This window comes from Mucilaginibacter gotjawali, assembly GCF_002355435.1.
In the GTDB taxonomy this organism is placed as follows: Bacteria; Bacteroidota; Bacteroidia; order Sphingobacteriales; family Sphingobacteriaceae; genus Mucilaginibacter; species Mucilaginibacter gotjawali.
Genome location: NZ_AP017313.1, coordinates 1,245,193 through 1,263,003 on the forward strand (window position 1 = coordinate 1,245,193; position 17,811 = coordinate 1,263,003).

Below are 17,811 nucleotides of genomic sequence, written 5' to 3' on the forward strand. Positions count from 1 at the left end.
GACAAGAAATCGATTTCTTGTCTTTTTAACCTCGCCAGTTTTGTGCTTCTATCAAATCCACTCTTCAATTCCATGCGCTTCTGTTTCTATTAATTGTGTCAGCAATTGTTTTAGTACTGCTTCCCTTGCCCAGCCTTGTTCCGCTATTGTGGCATCGTTGTTATACCAGGCCAGCGCTTCATTGATTTCTATGCGAGCCCGGTAAACGTATTTTTTTGAGGGGTGCATTTTACTTCCGATGAAACTGTTCAAATTATCTTCCTTTATTATTTTGGCAAACTGCTTTGCCGGGATCTCCAGCTGAAGGCAGTCGTCCAGCGAGTTTTTAAAATCCTGCTTGTCCTCCAGCCATAGGGTAAGCGTTTCGCCGTTCATGTCGTGGTCTGCAATGCAGATGCGGCTATAGTCGTAATCAACCGAGATCACGAGCCACCATAGTTTGTCTTTTAGTTTTTGATTGATGCGTATCATAATTTGGGGAGTCCATGGACGATGGTCCATAGACCATGGTTTTAGTTTGTTAATTATTTTTATTTGCGAGATGGCTATGGACCATGGTCCATCGACTATGGTCCATCAGCCCCTTACCTAAACTCAGGCGCCCAGCCGGGCAGGTATTTTTGTATGGCCGCAATTTCGCGGCGGAATTTTTGGCAGGTTACCAGGTAGGCCAGGTAGCGGATCTGTCGCTCGTTCTGGTTGTTTTCCTGGTGCTGCTGTTGTATCGTTGTGTTTATAGATGAATAGGCCAGGTGCATGGGGTTAGTGTTTTATAGTCCGAAAGTCCGGAAACCTGCCTGCCGGCAGGCAGGGTCAGTAAAGACCGGAAGTCCGGAAGAATATTTAACGTTTGTTTTCAGTTTTTGAGCGTTAAGGGCCTCTTTTATGTAGGCACAAAGCTCTCCCCTAAAAAATCTTTAAATTCTTTATCAATCATATTTGTATTTCTAAAAATTTGTTTACTTTAGTGAAATATTACAGAACAAATATAAAGAAAAATCTGTAAATTAATCAAGAAAAAAATTAAAATATTTTATCATTATGGATGAACCGCTGAAACCCAGTAAGATAAAAACCATCAGGCCCGAAACCCTGGAATTTATCATTCTTTATAATCAGCTTAGGGGGAAAGCTTTTTCTGGTAACGCGCAGCTTGCAGAGGCCCTTGGCTACAATTCGGCGAGCTCGATTACAGAAATTATAAAGAGCAGGCAGAATATAGATCCTGAAAAATTCAGAATTTTTAAAGAAAAGTACAGCGATTTCTTAAGTGGTAAAAAAAATACAAATAATTATGAAAACACGGCGGTGAGCCGGCTGTCGGCAGGTATACCTATGTTCGAGATTACGGCTACCGCTACCGGCGTTGAGGTTTATAGTGATATAAATGATAAAGAGCCCGTTGGGCATATGAATTTCCCCGGTATTGAGGATTGCGATTTCGCGCTGCCGGTTTGGGGGCACTCCATGTACCCTTACCTGGAGAACGGCTGCTGGGTAGCGCTAAAGGTGATCCACGATAAAAAGATCTTACCCGGCGAGGTATACTATATTGAGTGGGGCGACTACCGCATGTACAAACGCCTGCTGGCCGGCGACAGCCCCGACGAAGTAATAGCGCACTCAGACAACGTGACAGAACTGGTTGGCGACCGCCTTAAATACGCGCCCTTTGTGGTAAAAATAGCCGACATTAAAAAACTGTGCCTGGTGAAGGATATTCATAAGAAGCATAACCATTAGGAGGAGTCCGAAAGTCCGAAAGTCCGGAAGTAGCTGCGGTGGGAGGGTCTAAAAAGCGAAAGAAGTTTCGGTTGTAGGTTTTGGGGTTTGATTTTGCTGGAATTGTTTGTTTGCAAATAGCTTATTAATACATTTAAATCCTCATCTACCTTGCATTTTTATCTTAAACAAATGAATTTTCATGAAAAAAATTCACAATAAGTTATACCTGTATATCTGGCTTATTATCTCGGCTATTGCAACATATTTGTCTAGCACAAATAAAATAAGCGACATCGGTGTATTTGCAATGGTAGTTGTTGCTTTGCTTTTTTTATTATTGGCTTTTAAAAAGCCCAAAGAAAGTAGAGACGATTAGTTGTAAAGAGTATATTCGAACTATACTCCATACATTTAGCCTATAAAATGACTTTTTTCTATTTTAAACTAAACTTACTTTTATAAAAATATAATCCACATTAATTCCTAAAGCCATGTCAGAAAGTCTCCAGGCAAACGAAATAGCTCAACTAATTTGCATGATTGTAATATTTGTTTTTATAGGAGTCTTTGCCTATATTTTATGGTTGGTAATTCGTGCGTTGAGAAAATATTTAAAAGAATAATAAATTTTCGGTGAGTCCAGGGGCGACCACAAAGGATCGCCCCTACGTAAGACCGACATTTTTTGAAGGTCAAAATTTCATTAAAATCCACTGGTCGTTATCAAAAACTGCCGCAGGGGCCACTCGTGGTCGTCCTTGTACAGCGACTTTCCCGACTTCCCAACTCACCATAAACATTTTTACTTCCGGACTTTCGGACTTTCTTTCCTACATTTATCTCCATGTTCGAATCTACACAATATCAATACAGCTTTAAATTTAGCCTGGGCACGCTTGCGGTGATGGCGATACTGATGTTGCTTTTGCTGCGGAACGTGCTGGCAGTAAATTCGATGCTGATATGGGTGGTGTATGGTTTCTGTGGCACTGTTTTTATCGGGCTATCAGCCATTATCATCGGCAAAAGGCTGATCCCTGCTTTAAAGGGCGATGTTGCCCTGCAGCTGGATGACGAAGGCATCAGCGATTACATCCGCGATATAAGTATCAATTGGGCAGATATTAAAGAGATTACCCTGTTAAGGGGACGCAGCGCCTCGACAATGAAGATAGAACTGAAATTCGAGTCGGACTATGGCAGCGAAGTAGCCATTCCTTTACGGTGGATAAAAGGCAATGACGATGAAATTTACGAAACTACCCTGGCTTATTTCGAACAAATCACCCCGACCGATCCTTCTTGAATAATGGACCCAAAACCCATGTCAGGCATTGGTTTAACATTAAATGTGGTATTGTAAAAAAAATGTTACTTCGTTTTAATTATTTTAATATCAATAAAACTAATTGTGTCTTTGTTGTGTTTAAGTTTCATTCGAGATTGTAACCAATGACCTTTAGCCGAGATTGTAACCAATGACCTTTAGCCAGATTTTCCATTTTATTTTAAAGGAGTTAAGCGCCGGTAACCTGTTGCAAAATATTGGTGTTTATACCTTGTTGGTTTTGCTTGCCTGGATAGTTATCATTCAGTTTAAACAGCAGGATGCCAAATACCGTACCCGTTAATACCCTCCCAGGAGTTCCAGCAGCCGCTAATTGCCAATCTTCTATATTTTATTATAATTTTTAATAAAAATAGGTAGCTTTATCTCACAAATTAGTATTTATGACTTACCCCAATTGCCCTAAATGCGGAAATCCTTTTGTGCAAAAGGTTCACCGGAATTTCTTTTTTAAATTGTTCAGGCCATTTTCAAAAAAACGGCGGTACTATTGTAACAGTTGCGACAAAACGTATTATGTGCTAAAACACAGTAACGACGTGTAATTTGTAACCCATATACCTTAAAACCTAAACGTACCCATGCCCGCCCTTACTATTGATGATGTATTGCAGCAACTGGCAACTATAATTGCCGATAGCATCCGTACAAATAACCGGTTGGGTTATTTTGCCGCCTTATATTATAAGGTAACGGCAGGTGTAAAAGCGGGTATAGCAAAGGGGCAGTTTGAAAATGGCCCCCGGATGGAAAAACTGGATGTGATTTTTGCCAGCCGCTACCTTGATGCTTTAAACGCCTGGAAAACGGGGCAGCCGGTAACCGCTTCGTGGAAAATTGCCTTTGACGCCACCAAAAATTCATCACTATTGGTTTTGCAGCAATTGTTTTTGGGGATGAGCGCCCATATCAACCTCGACCTTGGCATCGCCGCCGTAGAGGTATCAAACGGGCAACTGGACGATATTCACAACGATTTTGATAACATCAATACCATCATCTCGGCTTTAACTTACGAGGTTTTAAACGAAATTGACCGGGTATCGCCGCTGCTTTCGCTTTTGGGCCTTCATGCGGGTAACCAGGCCAATATCCTGATCCAGTTTAGTATTGATAACGCCAGGGATGGCGCCTGGTGCTTTGCAGAAGACCTTGCCACAAAAAAAACGAAAGCTGACTATGATGCCTGCATTGCCGCCCGCGACGAAACTATTTTTAAGCTCGGCGGCAGCCTTATCAATAATAAAGGTTTCATCAGGTTTACCATCTGGCTTATCCATTTGTTTGAATGGAAAAACGCCGCGCTTATTATTAAAACGATGCATGAGGGAGCGAAGGCGAAGATTGTGGTGGAGTAGGTTTCAATCCCGCAGGCTCACATAAGCGCTCAGGTTGCCTTTTACGGTTTTCCATTTGTTCTGGCTGGCCATCCTGTAATAGTTGATGTGCGAAAATGAAATACCTGCAGGTATTAGTACGAGTGGGCTTTTTAGCATATCCTTATTGTAATCAACCCATTGCAGTGTGACGGCACAATCGGCATTAATAACAAAGGCATCAGTGGTAAGGTCTATGGGTGTCCAACCGGTTTTGTAGTTGTTCAAACTCACCAGTATTTCTTTATTAAACAGCAGGGTATCAGGCAAATTATTTTTGAGCGAGTAAATGTTCAGCCTGAATTTGATATACTTAAAATTATTGGCCGATACGTAAAAGTTTACATTGTCGAACATAGCAGGGTAGCTGGGTGCATGTAATTTAAAACCCGTTTCGGCCCCGATGGTTGGCGCGCTGTCGCCTTTGGGTATGATAGATGCCTGTATCATGGTGCCGGTGCTTTGTTTGCCTACAATTACAACATGGCTAAACTGGTTGCTTACTTTCACCTCGTTCAGCTGTGTTATTTTTTGGTTAGGCTGATTACGATGGTTTCGCCACTGTTCTCAAATTCCCTTACGGGCCGCATCAATGGCAAATATCCAACCATACTTATTTGCACGGTGTCAGCCATGTTTTCGGGGCTAAGGGTCAGGGCAAAATGCCCGGACGAATCGGCAATAGTACCCACAGGCTTGTTGAGCAATCCAACGCTGGCATAGGCTAATGATAGTTTGTCGCCGGCTGCAATAATAATTCCCTGTAGCTGAAATGGGCCGTGAGCCTTATTGTTTTGCGAAAAACTGGCAATGGGCACTGCGAAAAGCGCCAGTAGCAGGATAATAATAGGTTTCATACCCAAATGTAAATTATTGTTTTACGGTAATAAATTCATTAACAGTATTTAACCTGGTTTAACAAGTTTTAACACCATTGTTTGTGTTTTTAGAGAGCGGTTTAAAACCAGGGTTGTGAAACTAAATAACCATTTTCGTTTTTTTTCTCCTCCAAATAAAATACTTTCGTTTTTAAAGATCTAAAAATGCACATCCGCCTCGCTACGCTTACCGATATCCCCCCAATAATGCAGCTGATTACTGAAGTGGTGCCCTTAATGATAGCTGCCGGTAATTTTCAATGGGACGACAAGTACCCCAATGCGGAGGTTTTTGAAAAAGATATTGCCCTGCAACAATTATGGGTAGCTGATATTGATGGCGAAATAGGCGGCGTATCGGCTATTACTACTGATCAGGAGGCGGAATACGCCCACGTGGGCTGGGATTTGAACGAAACCGCCATTGTGACCCACCGGCTCGCAGTTAGCCCCAAACACCAGGGCAAGGGCATAGCGGCGGCACTGTTAATTCAAGCCGAAGAAGTAGCAAAAACAAAAGGCATAAAAGTACTCAGGGTTGATACCAATACCGCCAACCAGGCCACGCAACGCCTTTTCCCTAAACTGGGCTATGTTTTTGCCGGCGAAATAGGCCTTGGCTTCCGCGAAGGGCTACGCTTTTACTGCTACGAGAAGAGGGTTTGAATTGAGTCCATAGTCGATGGACGATGGTCCATGGCCGATTGTGGTAATTTTCCTTAAACCATACTAAGAAATGTTTTTTTTGTGGTCTGTGGGAGGTTATTTCCCATAAATTTTGCTTACTCAATTTCTTGCTATGGACCATTGACTATGGCCCCGAAAAAATATTCACAAAAAGCGTAACCATCAAGCAGTTAGTAACGTAAAAATATAACAGAATCAAAAAAATGATTTGATATAATTTTTGCAGCTATGGAATTCTTATTCTTCTTTTCGTTAACAGGTGTAGTAATAGTTACGTTGATATTAAAGTTTGATAAAAAACAAACAGTTAAGGTAAATACCGTATTGAAAGAAACGAGGAATGTGCCGCCGTTATTTATGTTGAAATCAACAGAGCAGAAGATCGGGGTTTTAAAAACAGCGCTTCGTTTTGACGATGTGCCGCAAAATATGGCCGATGCTGCATCTATGAGCAATATCTATAATACGCAGTCGGAAAATAGCAGGCTTTCAAAAGTACAGGAGCTTAAATTGTTATCGTCCAAATACAACAACGGGCAGATCTCTATCGAAGCCTATAATCAAAAGCTGGATGAATTGCTTGAGCAGGTGCAAAGCCAGGGCGGATCGTTTGAGCTGGCGTGTTAGTTGGAATAAGTTGTAGAGGTTGGAATAAGTTGTAAGGGTTTAAAAAAAGAGATTTAGTTTAGTTAATATAGTTTAGGTTTAATAGTTTTAGTTGAAGGGGGTTGTAATATCGGCAGGTATTACAACTTTTTTTTTGGGAAGTCATTGGGTCATTAGGTCATTGTTTGATAGGGAAAGTTAATAGGATCGGATTAATGATCATCTTTACTTGCTTCGTGCGGAATCCCCGGTTAATTTTAACCACGGAGATTAGCGGAGGGATCCACAAAATAACGCAGGATAAATATCCTTCACCCATAAAATCCGCCAAACGTCCCCGTTAACCAATGACTTGATGACTTGATGACCCAATGACTTTCCCGCCCCTTCCAACTTATTACAACTTTTATAACCTAATACAACAAATTGTTTTATTATTGCAGCCAAATGTCTGACGAAGCACTGGTAAAACGGATAAAGGTAATTGTAAAGGAGCATGGCGGCCAGCTTGCTCTTGCCAATGCCATTGGCGTCGACCAGGGTTTTATCAGCAAAGTGATCAATAAAAAGCAGGATGTTAGTTATTACCTCATCCGAAAGCTTTGTTTCCAGTTAAAATACTCGCCGGAGTGGCTGATCCTGGGCACCGGCGAAAAAAAGATCAATAAACCCGAATCGGCCAAGCTGATTACCGAAATTCAGATGATGCGTACGGAACTGGATATTTTACATGCCCGTATGCGCGCTTACGAGCTAGAAATGAACGAACTTAAAAGCCAGTTGCAACCGCAACAGCAAAAAGCAGGCTGAAGGGATTTACGATTTACGAATTCAGAATTACGATTTGTATGATTTGCAAATTTGTGAGCGGTAAGCTATTCTATCGCCTCTTTCCCCCAAAAAATCTAAAATCGTAAACCGTAATTCGTAAATCCGCCTCACCCGTTTATCATAATCGTATTAAGCACATCGGTTACGCCTTTGCATTTATTTACGGATGTTTCAAGCGACAACAGGATTTCGCGGTATTTGATGAGTTTGATGGCATTTTTTTCATCAGCAAACAAATTGGCTACCGCATGGTAGTAAACCTGGTCGGCCATGTTTACATAGTTTTTAATATGGCGGCAAATCATAGGCAGTTCGCCGGTTTTTTTTGTTTTCCTTAGTATTTTTACTGCTTTCTCCACCTCCAGGCTAGCCTTTAATATAATAATAGCTATCTGTTTTATGGCCGGCGAAAATTCATCTATCGCATAAAGGTACATACGGCCCCCGGCTTCGTGTATCGCATCAGCCACATCATCAAGCGCAGATGCCAGCGCGTGGATATTGGGCCGGGTTAACGGCGGGAAAATTATCTTATTGAGGTAAAGGTTAATCTTGTGTGTAATATCGTCGCCCAGGTTTTCTTTTTTATTTATCTTTTCATACATAGCCTCCAGGTCCGAACGGTCGTCCGTTTCTACCACCGTTTGCAGCAGCCTGGCCATTTCAACTACATTATTGGCGGCGAGGTCAAACTGATCAAAAAATAAGGCCCTGTTGGTTAAAAAATTACTTAGCATATTGCCCATTGTTGCGTTTCCACTTCAAATCAAAATTAACTTTGCAATGTTAAGCAGGCATTAAGTTTACCTTTAATATTAAATAAAATTCAGCCGTGATATTGATGGGCCGGGCAATTGCAGGCAATCATGTAATCCTTAATTCATTTTTCGGCTTTTAAATGCTGATGCAAGGTGTAATGCGGTTTATGGCGCAATAAGCAGCCCGTTAAAATCGTTAAAATAAGCAAAGCAGCATAAATGGTTTATTAAACTTTTTTTGCTTTACAGGGTTATAATAATAGTAACTTTAAAGGTAGTGAAACAGGCAGAAGTTAAAATAAAAAAACGTTTGGCTTTATCATTAATGATGATATACCTGGCTGTTTCATTAGCTAACCTGTTCTTGCTGCCTAAATATAACAAGCACCAAACAGGCCGTCAAAACCACCTCAAAGCAGCTACCTACTGGCTGTATAACGGGGCCAATAATTCGGCTATCCTTTTTCACCGAGCCAGTAAAACCATTATCGAAAAAAGGCAAAATCTTACAGCCTTTTTTAAGGCCGCTGCAACTGTTTTTCTGTTGATCCTGTTCAGCAGCGTTGGCCGGTCGGCTTTTACCCAAAGTGATGCCCGCGCCGGCTTGTTATATTTAAGCAGACAGCAGTACACTTACCTCAATTTTTGTTCATTAAGAATTTGATGCTATACAGCAGGCTGCCATTCAATTACACACACCTTATATATAAGGTATATGTAATTGAATTGGCCTGATGGACTCAGGTGTGTTTATTCCTGCATTAAGTATGGTTTTTATTGTGGGGGTTTTAGTTTGATATTTAATAACAATTACGATATTTTAATTTCACGGAAAATGAAAAGCATTGGTAAATATTTGGCGCTAACCTGTATGGGTATGGGTTTGTGCTTATTGATGGCCGGGCCGGCAATGGCCCAGCGCGGAGCAGGTGGCGGTGGCCATTCAGGCGGCGGCGGTGGCTTTTCGGGCGGCGGCCATGCAGGTGGCGGTTTTTCGGGTGGTGGCGCCCGTATGGGCGGCGGCTTTTCGGGGCGGCCGGCAGGCGGCGCTTCGTTTAATACACCGCGCGCAAGTTATGCCCCACGGGCAGGTGTTCAGGCCAGGGGCGTTGCTGGCCAGCGTGGTGGAACAGTAAACGGGCAGCGCGCAGGATTCCGCTCGGGTTATAATGGCACCAGGGTGGGGGTAAACGGCACCCGTTACAGTGTAAACGCCTATCATGGCGGCGGCCTGTACGGGCATGGCGGCGATGAAGGCAGGTACGGATGGGGACGGCATAATGGTTATTTTTATAACCGCGGCTATTATGGCAGCTTGTATTATCCTTACCTGGGGCTTTGGTACTGGAGTTTGCCCTATGGTTGTTATCCATTTTGGTGGGGTAATGCTGAGTACTATTACGGCGACGGGTATTTTTATCAATACAATAATGAGCAGTATACCGTTGTTGAGCCGCCTGTTGGCGCCGAGGTTACCAGTTTACCAAAAGGGGCACAATCAATCGTTATTAATGGCGAGCAGTACTATGAGCTGAACGGCGTTTACTATTTGCCGGTTACCAAAGATGATGGCAGCCTGGTTTACCAGGTAACCGGTAAAGACGGCGAACTTAATACCGGGAACACCGGCGCAGATGCCATAGTGCCAAAAGTGGGCGACGTTGTTACCAAGTTGCCGCCTGATTGCCGCAAGGTGCACCTTAACGGCGCAACCTTTTTTGTTTCGGCAGATGGTATTTACTACCAGGAAACAAAAGATAGTAACAACAATACGGCATACAGGATAGTGGGCCTTGATGACGACGGGCAATAATAGCTGTTGCCTTTATAATACTATAGCGCAGCTAACCGGCTAAGGTTAGCTGCTTTTTTTGTGCGCCAGGCACGTGTGTCATCTATAGGGTGCAAGTCCCGAAGACGCATTACAGTGGGAAGTCTTAGCTTAAGGCAAGGAGCATGTGTGTGAGCACAAATCTGAAGGAAGCCAACGGCAAAAGTTCGAGCCTACGAACAGAAACTGCATATCAGGCGTGATAGTATGGGTGATGCTGCAAAAGAAGCAAAAGCCCGACACTGTACAGGATACTATAACGTAAATGCAGAGGCTACATGAACGGAAAGCGGACACACTTACCCTGGGAGGTCTGCGCAACGACGAGTTCGTATAGCGCAGAAGTCAGCAAAGGTCATATTAGTCCCGAAACGAGCTCCGCAAAAGCGGAGAGGCCTCACAAAGGGATGAAGGACTGCATGTTAGAATAGGCCAAGACGCTGATGGCTCTGTGTTGTCACCGTTAACAACGGAACCCCATAAGCGAACTGCCTGCAGGAGGATAGGCCGGAAGCCGAAAGTAAAATGCAGGAGGAGTTGAGGTGCGACATGCGAACAAGGCGGCCGGAAGCCGGAAACAAATGTTTTTTTTTAAGGAAGTATGCTCGAAGAAATACTTGATTACAGGAACATCAGCAAAGCGCTGAAACAGGTAATGAGCAATAAAGGCGCTGGTGGGGTCGACGGTATGCAGACCGATGAACTTCGCGACTACCTGAACGAACACTGGCGTCCGCTCAAAACAAGTATTTTAGAAGGCAGTTACCAACCAAGCCCGGTACGGAAAGTAGAAATCCCCAAGCCCACAGGCGGTCTCCGGATGTTAGGCATCCCAACGGTAATCGACCGGCTACTGCAACAAGCCATCAGTCAATGGCTAAGTCCACAATACGAGCCGGAGTTTTCCAAGACAAGTTATGGTTTCAGGCCGGGTAGGAACGCCCGTCAGGCGGTCATGCAGGCACAGGAGTACCTCAATGAAGGTAAAATAAGGATAGTAGAGTTGGACTTGGAAAAGTTCTTCGACCGTGTGAACCACGACAAACTCATGGGATCGCTGTCACGAAAGGTAAAAGATAAACGCATCCTTGCGTTGATCGGCAGCTATCTGCGCAGCGGTATTATGGAAGGCGGGGTTTCAAGCGTCCGAATGGAAGGCACTCCACAGGGTTCACCGCTTAGCCCTCTGCTTTCCAACATCATGTTAGATGAACTGGACAAGGAACTGATACGGCGCGGGCACAGCTTTGTGAGGTATGCCGACGATTGCAGTATTTACCTTAAGAACTGGAAATCAGCATATAGGGTAGAATGCAGCATTATCCGGTACATAGAAAAGGAGCTTAAGCTAAAAGTGAACAGGACAAAGACGAAAGTCAGCGCCCCGGCGAAAAGCACGCTTTTAGGCTTCTGTTTCTATCGCAGCAAAGGAAAATGGGAGGTACGGCTATCGAATCTGACGGTAAAACGGATTCAGGATAAGATTCGGCAGCATACGCAGCGGAACCAGCCGAACCCAATAACCGAAAAGATAAGGGAATTGGAGACGGTGATCACGGGCTGGATAAACTATTTTTGGATAGCCACGGCAAAATCGCATATGCGAATGTTGGATGAATTGGTACGAACCCGTTTACGGATATGCCAATGGAAACAATGGAAGCTACCAAAAGCAAGGGTGAAGCGGCTAATAAAGCTTGGCGTTAAGAAATGGAAAGCTTATGAGTGGGGAAACAGCAGTAAGGGATACTGCCGGGTAGCCCATAGCCCCATACTACAAACGACACTTAACAATCTGTACTTTACCAAATTAGGCTACACAGGGTTCGAGAACAGATACTTCTGGAAAACGAAACATCAGTTATCTTTATTCTGACAAACCGCCGTATACCAGACCGGTACGTACGGTGGTGTGAGAGGATGGTAAGGGAGAATTTCGCTCCCTTACTTCCTACTCGATTGATGTTTTTCGGGCCTCTCCAAGGGGCCGTATGGCGCAAGTGTTTTTGTTTGTGAGCTCATTTTACGCGTTTTTAGGCCATTTGGCATCTTTTCCGCCAGCTTTATTTATTAACGCTACCAGTTAAAAGGAGCAAAGCCAGCTTGTTTTCGGACATTTTCAGTATAAAAAGCGCTGCGGGCACATGTTTTGGGAATCGCTATCAGCATCACGAAATCGCACTCAATATTAACAAAAAACACTGCCTGTTAACTTAACCATCCCCAAAATCAGCCCAATGTTAACTTAGTGTTACCAAAATCATTGAGTTTAACTTTTGGTTTAACTTATTGCTATTTAGATATTTATAAAAATAAATTACGCCTGAAACGCCATTTTGTTGCTTTTTTAAGGATTTGGTGTGTGTAGTTAACATTTACATAATATCATCAAAGGGTAATCATTCCTTAACATTAAGATAATGCAGCGTACGCACCTTTGGGGCATAAATTATTTAATCCTCAATCAAAATGAAAAAAACGTTTACAAAACTTTTTAGTGCAGCCTTACTAACAGGTTTAACGATAATAGGCTTTTCGGCTAAAGCCCAGTCTACTTCGTTAGCCGATAATGGCAACACACCAGCTACTGTTGTTAAAAGCACAACTACTGCTTCACATGCTGATTACAAACCCGAAACTATCCCTGCTGCAACAGCTGCTACTACTGAAGTAAAAGCAAAAGCAGCCGATCCTGACACCGCATGGAAACCACAAAGAAGAGTTTGGGGTTATACCTTTGGTGATTTTTATTACACCGCCCACGCAGATAACGATTTCGTTAGTGCTACAGGCGTACCTGAAGGTGGCGCTGGTGCATTGAGCAAAAGAGGTGGAGAAACCAATTATTCAGGCGTACCTACTTACAGGAATGCATTCCAGTTCCGTCGTGTTTATTTAGGATACGATTATGAGATCACCAAGAAATTCAAAGCTGAATTCTTGTTGGCTTCAGAGCCTGGTGCAAATACAAACGCTGCAACAGGTACTACTATCCAAAATGGCGACAACCTGGTTGACGGTAAAATGGCATTGTGGATAAAAAATGCAAACTTAAGGGTAAGAGACCTTTGGACAGGAACTGACTTTGTGATTGGTATGCAAAGCACGCCTGGTTTCGCGTTAAATGAAGCAGGTACCAACGGCCCAACCAGCTTATCAGAAGCAACCTGGGGTTACCGTTCAATCGAAAAAACCATCACCGATTTCCACAAAAACAACTCTTACGATTTAGGTGCATCATTACAGGGAACATTTGACCCGGCCACTAAAAACTTTGGTTACGTGGTAATGTTAGGCAACAACAGCCAGGCCAGCTTATTATCAGCTGCCAATGCAAACACAGGTTTCTATAAAATAGTTTATGGCGATTTGTGGGCAAAATTCTTCGACAAGAAATTGTTTTTAGATATTTATGCTGATGCTGCTAAAACTGCTCCTGCAACTGCTGCAATTGGCGGTCAGCAACACAATATGTTTAAAATATTTGCTGCCTACAACACAAAACCTATTACAATTGGTGTTGAAGCTTACACACAAAGCTTTACCAATGGTGTTACCAATTCAACAACCAAAACTGTTGAGGATGCAACTGCACAAGGCCTGTCAATTTGGGTAAAAGGCGGTTTGGCTAAAAACCTTAACTACTTTGCACGTTACGATACTTACAATCCTGATACTAAGTTTACTGCTGCTGATTCATACGCAGCAAACACCAACTATAGTTCATACACCCCAACCGTTAAAGAACAGTTTTATACTGCCGGTTTAGATTATACACCATACAAAAACGTACACTTCGAACCAAACGTTTGGTTAGTTGATTACAAAGATCAAAGAACTTCTACAACAACAGGTTATGTTGCCCCTGACCATACCTTAGTGTTTAGGTTTACCTTCTTCTTTACTTTTGGTAAATAATATCAAGGGACAAAAAATTATAATTAAAAATAGAAACAAAACCATGAAAGTAGTTAAAAGTTTACAGTTAGCAGTTGTGGCCATAGCCAGCATTTGCTTATCACAGTCAGCTTCAGCACAGGATAATACCCTGTTAGGCGCGGGCAGTACATTTGTTTATCCCCTGTTTTCGAAAATATTTGCCGAGTATGATGCTGCAAAGCATGTAAAGGTTAATTACCAGGCAATCGGTTCAGGCGGCGGCATATTGCAGCTCACCAACAAAACCGTTGATTTCGGTGGTTCTGATGCTCCCTTAAATGATGAGCAGGACAAAAAGATCGGTGTACCGGTTTTACACATCCCTATGGCCTCAGGCGCTGTTGTAGTTTCTTATAACGTTCCTGGTGTTGCAACAGGTTTAAAGTTAAGCGGTAAAGACCTTGCCGATATTTATCTTGGTAAAATAACCAACTGGAACAGCCCGCTTATTGCTGATGCTAATCCTGGCGTTAAATTGCCTGACCTGGGTATCGTAGTTGTTCACCGTTCAGACGGTAGCGGTACTTCGTTCATCTTTACTGACTTTTTAACTAAAGTTAATGAAGACTGGGCTAAAAAAGTAGGTAAAGCAAGTGCGGTTAACTGGCCAGCCGGTTTAGGCGGTAAAGGTAACGCTGGTGTTGAAGGTTTGGTTAAACAAACGCCGGGCGCTATTGGTTATGTTGAATTAGCTTACGCTATCCAAAACCACATGCCTTATGCATCTGTTCAAAATAAATCGGGTAAATATATTACCCCAACTTTGGAAACCACTACTTTATCAAGCAACGTAACTTTACCTGCTGATTCAAAAGTATCGTTAACAAACACTGATAACCCTAAAGGTTACCCTATCACCAGCTTTACCTGGGCTTTGATCTATAAAGAGCAAAACTATGGCGGCCGTTCAGCTGAAAGGGCTAAACAATTGTTAGAATTGTTGTGGTATAACATCCACGATGGACAAAAAGACTGCGCACCTTTAAATTACGCACCGCTTTCAAAATCAGCTGTAAAAGTTGCCGAAAAGATTTTAAAATCTGCAACTTATAACGGTAAAGCAATATTATAATTATTAAACGATCGGATTACCGGGTTGTTGATCCTTAAAAATCCATAGCCGTAAATGATCAAAATAAACACAATTACCAGTACCCTTAAAATAGGGGCTGGTAATTCTGTTGAATAGCCTTTCGGCAAAAAAACAGGCAACCGGCTATTTAACAGGAGATACTTTTAAAAATTAACAGTATAAAAAGCGACATTTACGCTGGAATTGATTACCCGTAAATACTGAAAAATTATGGATAAAAATAAAAGACTGGATCTATCCTACAGCCAGATGAAATGGGAAACCGTTTTTAAGCGTTTATTGATTGTGATGAGCGCTATCATCCTGCTGCTGGTAGTAGGTGTTTTTATAACCTTGATCGTCGAGTCGTGGCCATCTATCAAATCATTGGGGATCGGCTATTTATGGGGTAAAGTTTGGGATCCGGTGAATAACATCTACGGCGCCTATCCTTTTTTGATCGGCACCTTATTAACCTCTTTTACTGCGCTTATCATCTCGATACCGTTTTCGTATGCGATAGCCATTTACCTGGGAGAATATAACCCAAAAGGCTGGTTATCTGATCTGCTGAAAAACACTATTGAACTTATCGCCGCTGTCCCTTCCATCATCTACGGCTTTTGGGCACTGTTTGTTTTGGTGCCGGTTGTGCGCCAGTTAGAAACAAAAATCCATGTTGCGCCTTATGGCGTAGGTGTTTTTACCGCATCACTTGTGCTGGCGGTAATGATTATCCCTTACGCAGCAGCATTAGGAACCTCACTGATCCGCATGGTGCCATCACCACTAAAAGAAGGCGCTTATGCGCTTGGCGCCACCCGTTTCGAGGTGATCCGCAGTGTTATTTTGCCTTATACCCGTTCGGGCTTGTTTGCCGGCATCCTGTTATCCTTAGGGCGCGCCCTGGGCGAAACTATGGCCGTAACCGTACTGATAGGTAACACCAGTGCTATTGCCCATACTTTTAAAGATATTTTCTTTGGGCCGGGTAATACCATGGCCAGCGTAATAGCCAATGAGTTTGCCGAAGCTGACCACGCCTTGTATTTATCGGCCCTTATTGAACTTGGTTTAGTATTATTCTTTGTAACGGTTATCATCAACCTTATAGGCAAACGGATAATTACCAAATACACTAACAACTAACCACATGGATGCACGAATAGGAATAAGAAATACCAAGAGTATTTTATTTAAATCATTCATTATATTTTTAGCCTTTGTTGTAACCCTGCCCTTAATTATAGTATTGCTATACATTATTAAACAGGGGGTTATGCAGGTTAACTGGCATTTTTTAACCCATGTGCCTGCGCCTGAAGGCGAAAAAGGCGGAGGTATTGCCAATGCGCTGGTGGGCAGTTTGCTTATAGTGGGCATGTCATCACTGGTGGCTATCCCTGTGGGTATATTGGCAGGCATTTACCTGAGCGAAAACCCCGGCACCAAACTGGCCTACTACAGTGGTTTATGTGTTGATATCTTACAAGGTGTGCCTTCCATTGTTATGGGTATTGTGGTTTATTTCTGGATAGTTAAGCCTTTCGGGTTTTCGGCTATATCAGGTAGTATCGCATTGGCTATTATGATGTTGCCCATCGTTATCCGTTCAACCGAGCAAACGCTGCTGCTGTTACCGCCGTCGCTTAAGGAAGCGGCGCTTTCATTAGGTGTACCTTATCACCGGGTAATTTTAAAAGTGATTGTTCCCTGCGGTTTTGCGGGGATCTTATCGGGGATCATTTTATCTATTGCCCGTATCATTGGCGAAACTGCCCCTTTGTTATTTACGGCATTAGGCAGCAACTACTTAACCACCAATGTAACCGGCGCCATGGAGAGTTTGCCCCACCTGATATTTACGTATGCTACCAGCCCCTATGACGACCAGCACGACCTGGCCTGGGGCGCATCATTTATATTATTAATGTTTGTATTAATTTTAAACATAGTTACAAAACTGATCACAAGAAAATGGAAAATACAGTTGTAAGCGCTTCAAATTTTAATGCCTGGTTTGGCGATAATCACGTGGTGAAAGATGTGACGATCAACATTGAGAAAAACCAGTGTGTTGCGGTAATGGGGCCATCAGGTTGCGGTAAAACAACTTTTTTACGTTGTATTAACCGCATGCACGAACTGATACCGGGCGCTACGGCAAAGGGATCGTTAAAATTATATTCGGATGAAATTTATACCATGAACCCTATTTATGTAAGGTATAAAATAGGCATGGTGTTTCAACGTCCAAATCCCTTCCCCAACCTCAGTATTTATGATAACGTTATTGCGGGCTATAAGCTAAACGGCCTAAAAGTACCTAAGGCTGATCTGGATAATATCGTGCAAAAATCATTAACCTCGGCAGCTTTGTGGAATGAGGTTAAAGATTCCCTCCATAAAAAAGGAACTTTCCTTTCGGGCGGGCAGCAGCAGCGTTTATGTATAGCGCGCGCCATTGCCATGGAGCCTGAAGTAATTTTGTTTGACGAACCTACATCGGCCCTCGACCCTATATCTACCTCGAGCGTTGAACAATTATTTCACGAACTGAAAGAAAAATATACGCTGATCATCGTTACACATAATATGCAGCAGGCTGCGCGTGTAAGCGATAAAACCGCGTTTTTTTATGTGGGCGAACTGGTTGAATTTGACGATACCAAACAAATGTTTACCGCGCCAAGCGATGTACGTACACAAAATTATATAACAGGAAGGTTTAGTTAGCCCCCCGGCCCCCTAAAGGGGGAG

General features: G+C 42.9%; 20 protein-coding genes. 15 read left to right on the forward strand and 5 right to left on the reverse strand.

The features are described 5' to 3' along the window. Positions 1–51: 51 nt before the first annotated feature. Both MgSA37_RS05655 and MgSA37_RS28125 read right to left on the reverse strand, forming a co-directional pair. Positions 52–471 (reverse strand): hypothetical protein, encoded by a 420-nt coding sequence (locus tag MgSA37_RS05655; protein ID WP_096350252.1) that lies wholly within the window; start codon positions 469–471, stop codon positions 52–54. 113 nt (positions 472–584) lie between these two features. Further along, positions 585–758 (reverse strand): hypothetical protein, encoded by a 174-nt coding sequence (locus MgSA37_RS28125; RefSeq protein ID WP_157750456.1) that lies wholly within the window; start codon positions 756–758, stop codon positions 585–587. Between the two features lie 283 nt (positions 759–1,041). On the opposite strand from MgSA37_RS28125, the gene MgSA37_RS05660 reads away from it, so the two are divergent. From MgSA37_RS05660 to MgSA37_RS05670, 4 genes are all read left to right on the forward strand, one after another. After that, the gene (locus MgSA37_RS05660) at positions 1,042–1,743 is read left to right on the forward strand and encodes a S24 family peptidase (RefSeq protein ID WP_096350253.1); all 702 of its coding nucleotides are present in this window, start codon (positions 1,042–1,044) and stop codon (positions 1,741–1,743) included. Positions 1,744–2,569: 826 nt separating this feature from the next. Then, positions 2,570–3,031, forward strand: coding sequence for a hypothetical protein (locus tag MgSA37_RS05665; protein WP_096350254.1), 462 nt, complete (start codon positions 2,570–2,572; stop codon positions 3,029–3,031). Positions 3,032–3,203: 172 nt separating this feature from the next. Next, on the forward strand, positions 3,204–3,356 hold the full coding sequence (locus MgSA37_RS28130; protein WP_157750457.1) for a hypothetical protein: 153 nt from the start codon (positions 3,204–3,206) through the stop codon (positions 3,354–3,356). A gap of 298 nt (positions 3,357–3,654) precedes the next feature. Further along, positions 3,655–4,431: a DUF5995 family protein gene (locus MgSA37_RS05670; RefSeq protein ID WP_096350256.1), complete on the forward strand. Its 777-nt coding sequence runs from the start codon at positions 3,655–3,657 to the stop codon at positions 4,429–4,431. A gap of 3 nt (positions 4,432–4,434) precedes the next feature. Here MgSA37_RS05670 and MgSA37_RS05675 read toward each other — a convergent pair whose 3' ends face one another. Then, the gene (locus MgSA37_RS05675; protein WP_096350257.1) at positions 4,435–4,959 is read right to left on the reverse strand and encodes a hypothetical protein; all 525 of its coding nucleotides are present in this window, start codon (positions 4,957–4,959) and stop codon (positions 4,435–4,437) included. Between the two features lie 14 nt (positions 4,960–4,973). Beyond that, positions 4,974–5,306, reverse strand: coding sequence for a carboxypeptidase-like regulatory domain-containing protein (locus MgSA37_RS05680; RefSeq protein ID WP_096350259.1), 333 nt, complete (start codon positions 5,304–5,306; stop codon positions 4,974–4,976). Positions 5,307–5,492: 186 nt separating this feature from the next. Between MgSA37_RS05680 and MgSA37_RS05685 the strand changes: the two genes are divergently transcribed. From MgSA37_RS05685 to MgSA37_RS05695, 3 genes are all read left to right on the forward strand, one after another. Then, entirely contained in the window at positions 5,493–5,993 is a 501-nt protein-coding gene (locus tag MgSA37_RS05685) for a GNAT family N-acetyltransferase (protein WP_096350261.1), read from the forward strand. 249 nt (positions 5,994–6,242) lie between these two features. Next, the gene (locus MgSA37_RS05690; protein WP_096350263.1) at positions 6,243–6,641 is read left to right on the forward strand and encodes a hypothetical protein; all 399 of its coding nucleotides are present in this window, start codon (positions 6,243–6,245) and stop codon (positions 6,639–6,641) included. Between the two features lie 426 nt (positions 6,642–7,067). Then, positions 7,068–7,430: a helix-turn-helix domain-containing protein gene (locus MgSA37_RS05695; RefSeq protein WP_096350265.1), complete on the forward strand. Its 363-nt coding sequence runs from the start codon at positions 7,068–7,070 to the stop codon at positions 7,428–7,430. 128 nt (positions 7,431–7,558) lie between these two features. On the opposite strand, the gene MgSA37_RS05700 is transcribed toward MgSA37_RS05695, so the two are convergent. Beyond that, on the reverse strand, positions 7,559–8,188 hold the full coding sequence (locus tag MgSA37_RS05700) for a DUF47 domain-containing protein (protein ID WP_157750458.1): 630 nt from the start codon (positions 8,186–8,188) through the stop codon (positions 7,559–7,561). Positions 8,189–8,486: 298 nt separating this feature from the next. Between MgSA37_RS05700 and MgSA37_RS05705 the strand changes: the two genes are divergently transcribed. The 8 genes from MgSA37_RS05705 (at position 8,487) to pstB (ending at position 17,787) form a co-directional block, all read left to right on the forward strand. Then, positions 8,487–8,873 (forward strand): hypothetical protein, encoded by a 387-nt coding sequence (locus tag MgSA37_RS05705; protein ID WP_096350269.1) that lies wholly within the window; start codon positions 8,487–8,489, stop codon positions 8,871–8,873. A gap of 171 nt (positions 8,874–9,044) precedes the next feature. Continuing rightward, positions 9,045–10,022 carry a DUF6515 family protein gene (locus MgSA37_RS28135; protein WP_157750459.1) on the forward strand — a complete coding sequence of 326 codons (978 nt, stop codon included), beginning with the start codon at positions 9,045–9,047 and terminating at the stop codon, positions 10,020–10,022. A gap of 619 nt (positions 10,023–10,641) precedes the next feature. Beyond that, on the forward strand, positions 10,642–11,916 hold the full coding sequence (ltrA, locus tag MgSA37_RS05715) for a group II intron reverse transcriptase/maturase (RefSeq protein ID WP_197706093.1): 1,275 nt from the start codon (positions 10,642–10,644) through the stop codon (positions 11,914–11,916). A 593-nt stretch (positions 11,917–12,509) separates the two neighbouring features. Beyond that, positions 12,510–13,958 carry a hypothetical protein gene (locus MgSA37_RS05720; RefSeq protein ID WP_096350271.1) on the forward strand — a complete coding sequence of 483 codons (1,449 nt, stop codon included), beginning with the start codon at positions 12,510–12,512 and terminating at the stop codon, positions 13,956–13,958. Between the two features lie 43 nt (positions 13,959–14,001). Next, a complete protein-coding gene (gene pstS / locus MgSA37_RS05725) occupies positions 14,002–15,051 on the forward strand; it encodes a phosphate ABC transporter substrate-binding protein PstS (protein WP_096357297.1) in 1,050 nt (349 codons plus the stop codon). A gap of 231 nt (positions 15,052–15,282) precedes the next feature. Beyond that, positions 15,283–16,200 (forward strand): phosphate ABC transporter permease subunit PstC, encoded by a 918-nt coding sequence (pstC, locus tag MgSA37_RS05730; RefSeq protein WP_096350273.1) that lies wholly within the window; start codon positions 15,283–15,285, stop codon positions 16,198–16,200. 4 nt (positions 16,201–16,204) lie between these two features. Further along, complete coding sequence (gene pstA, locus MgSA37_RS05735) at positions 16,205–17,047, forward strand: phosphate ABC transporter permease PstA (protein ID WP_096350275.1); 843 nt, start codon at positions 16,205–16,207, stop codon at positions 17,045–17,047. After that, a complete protein-coding gene (gene pstB / locus MgSA37_RS05740) occupies positions 17,029–17,787 on the forward strand; it encodes a phosphate ABC transporter ATP-binding protein PstB (RefSeq protein ID WP_096350277.1) in 759 nt (252 codons plus the stop codon). Before pstA ends, pstB begins: the two co-directional genes overlap by 19 nt. Positions 17,788–17,811: the final 24 nt, after the last annotated feature.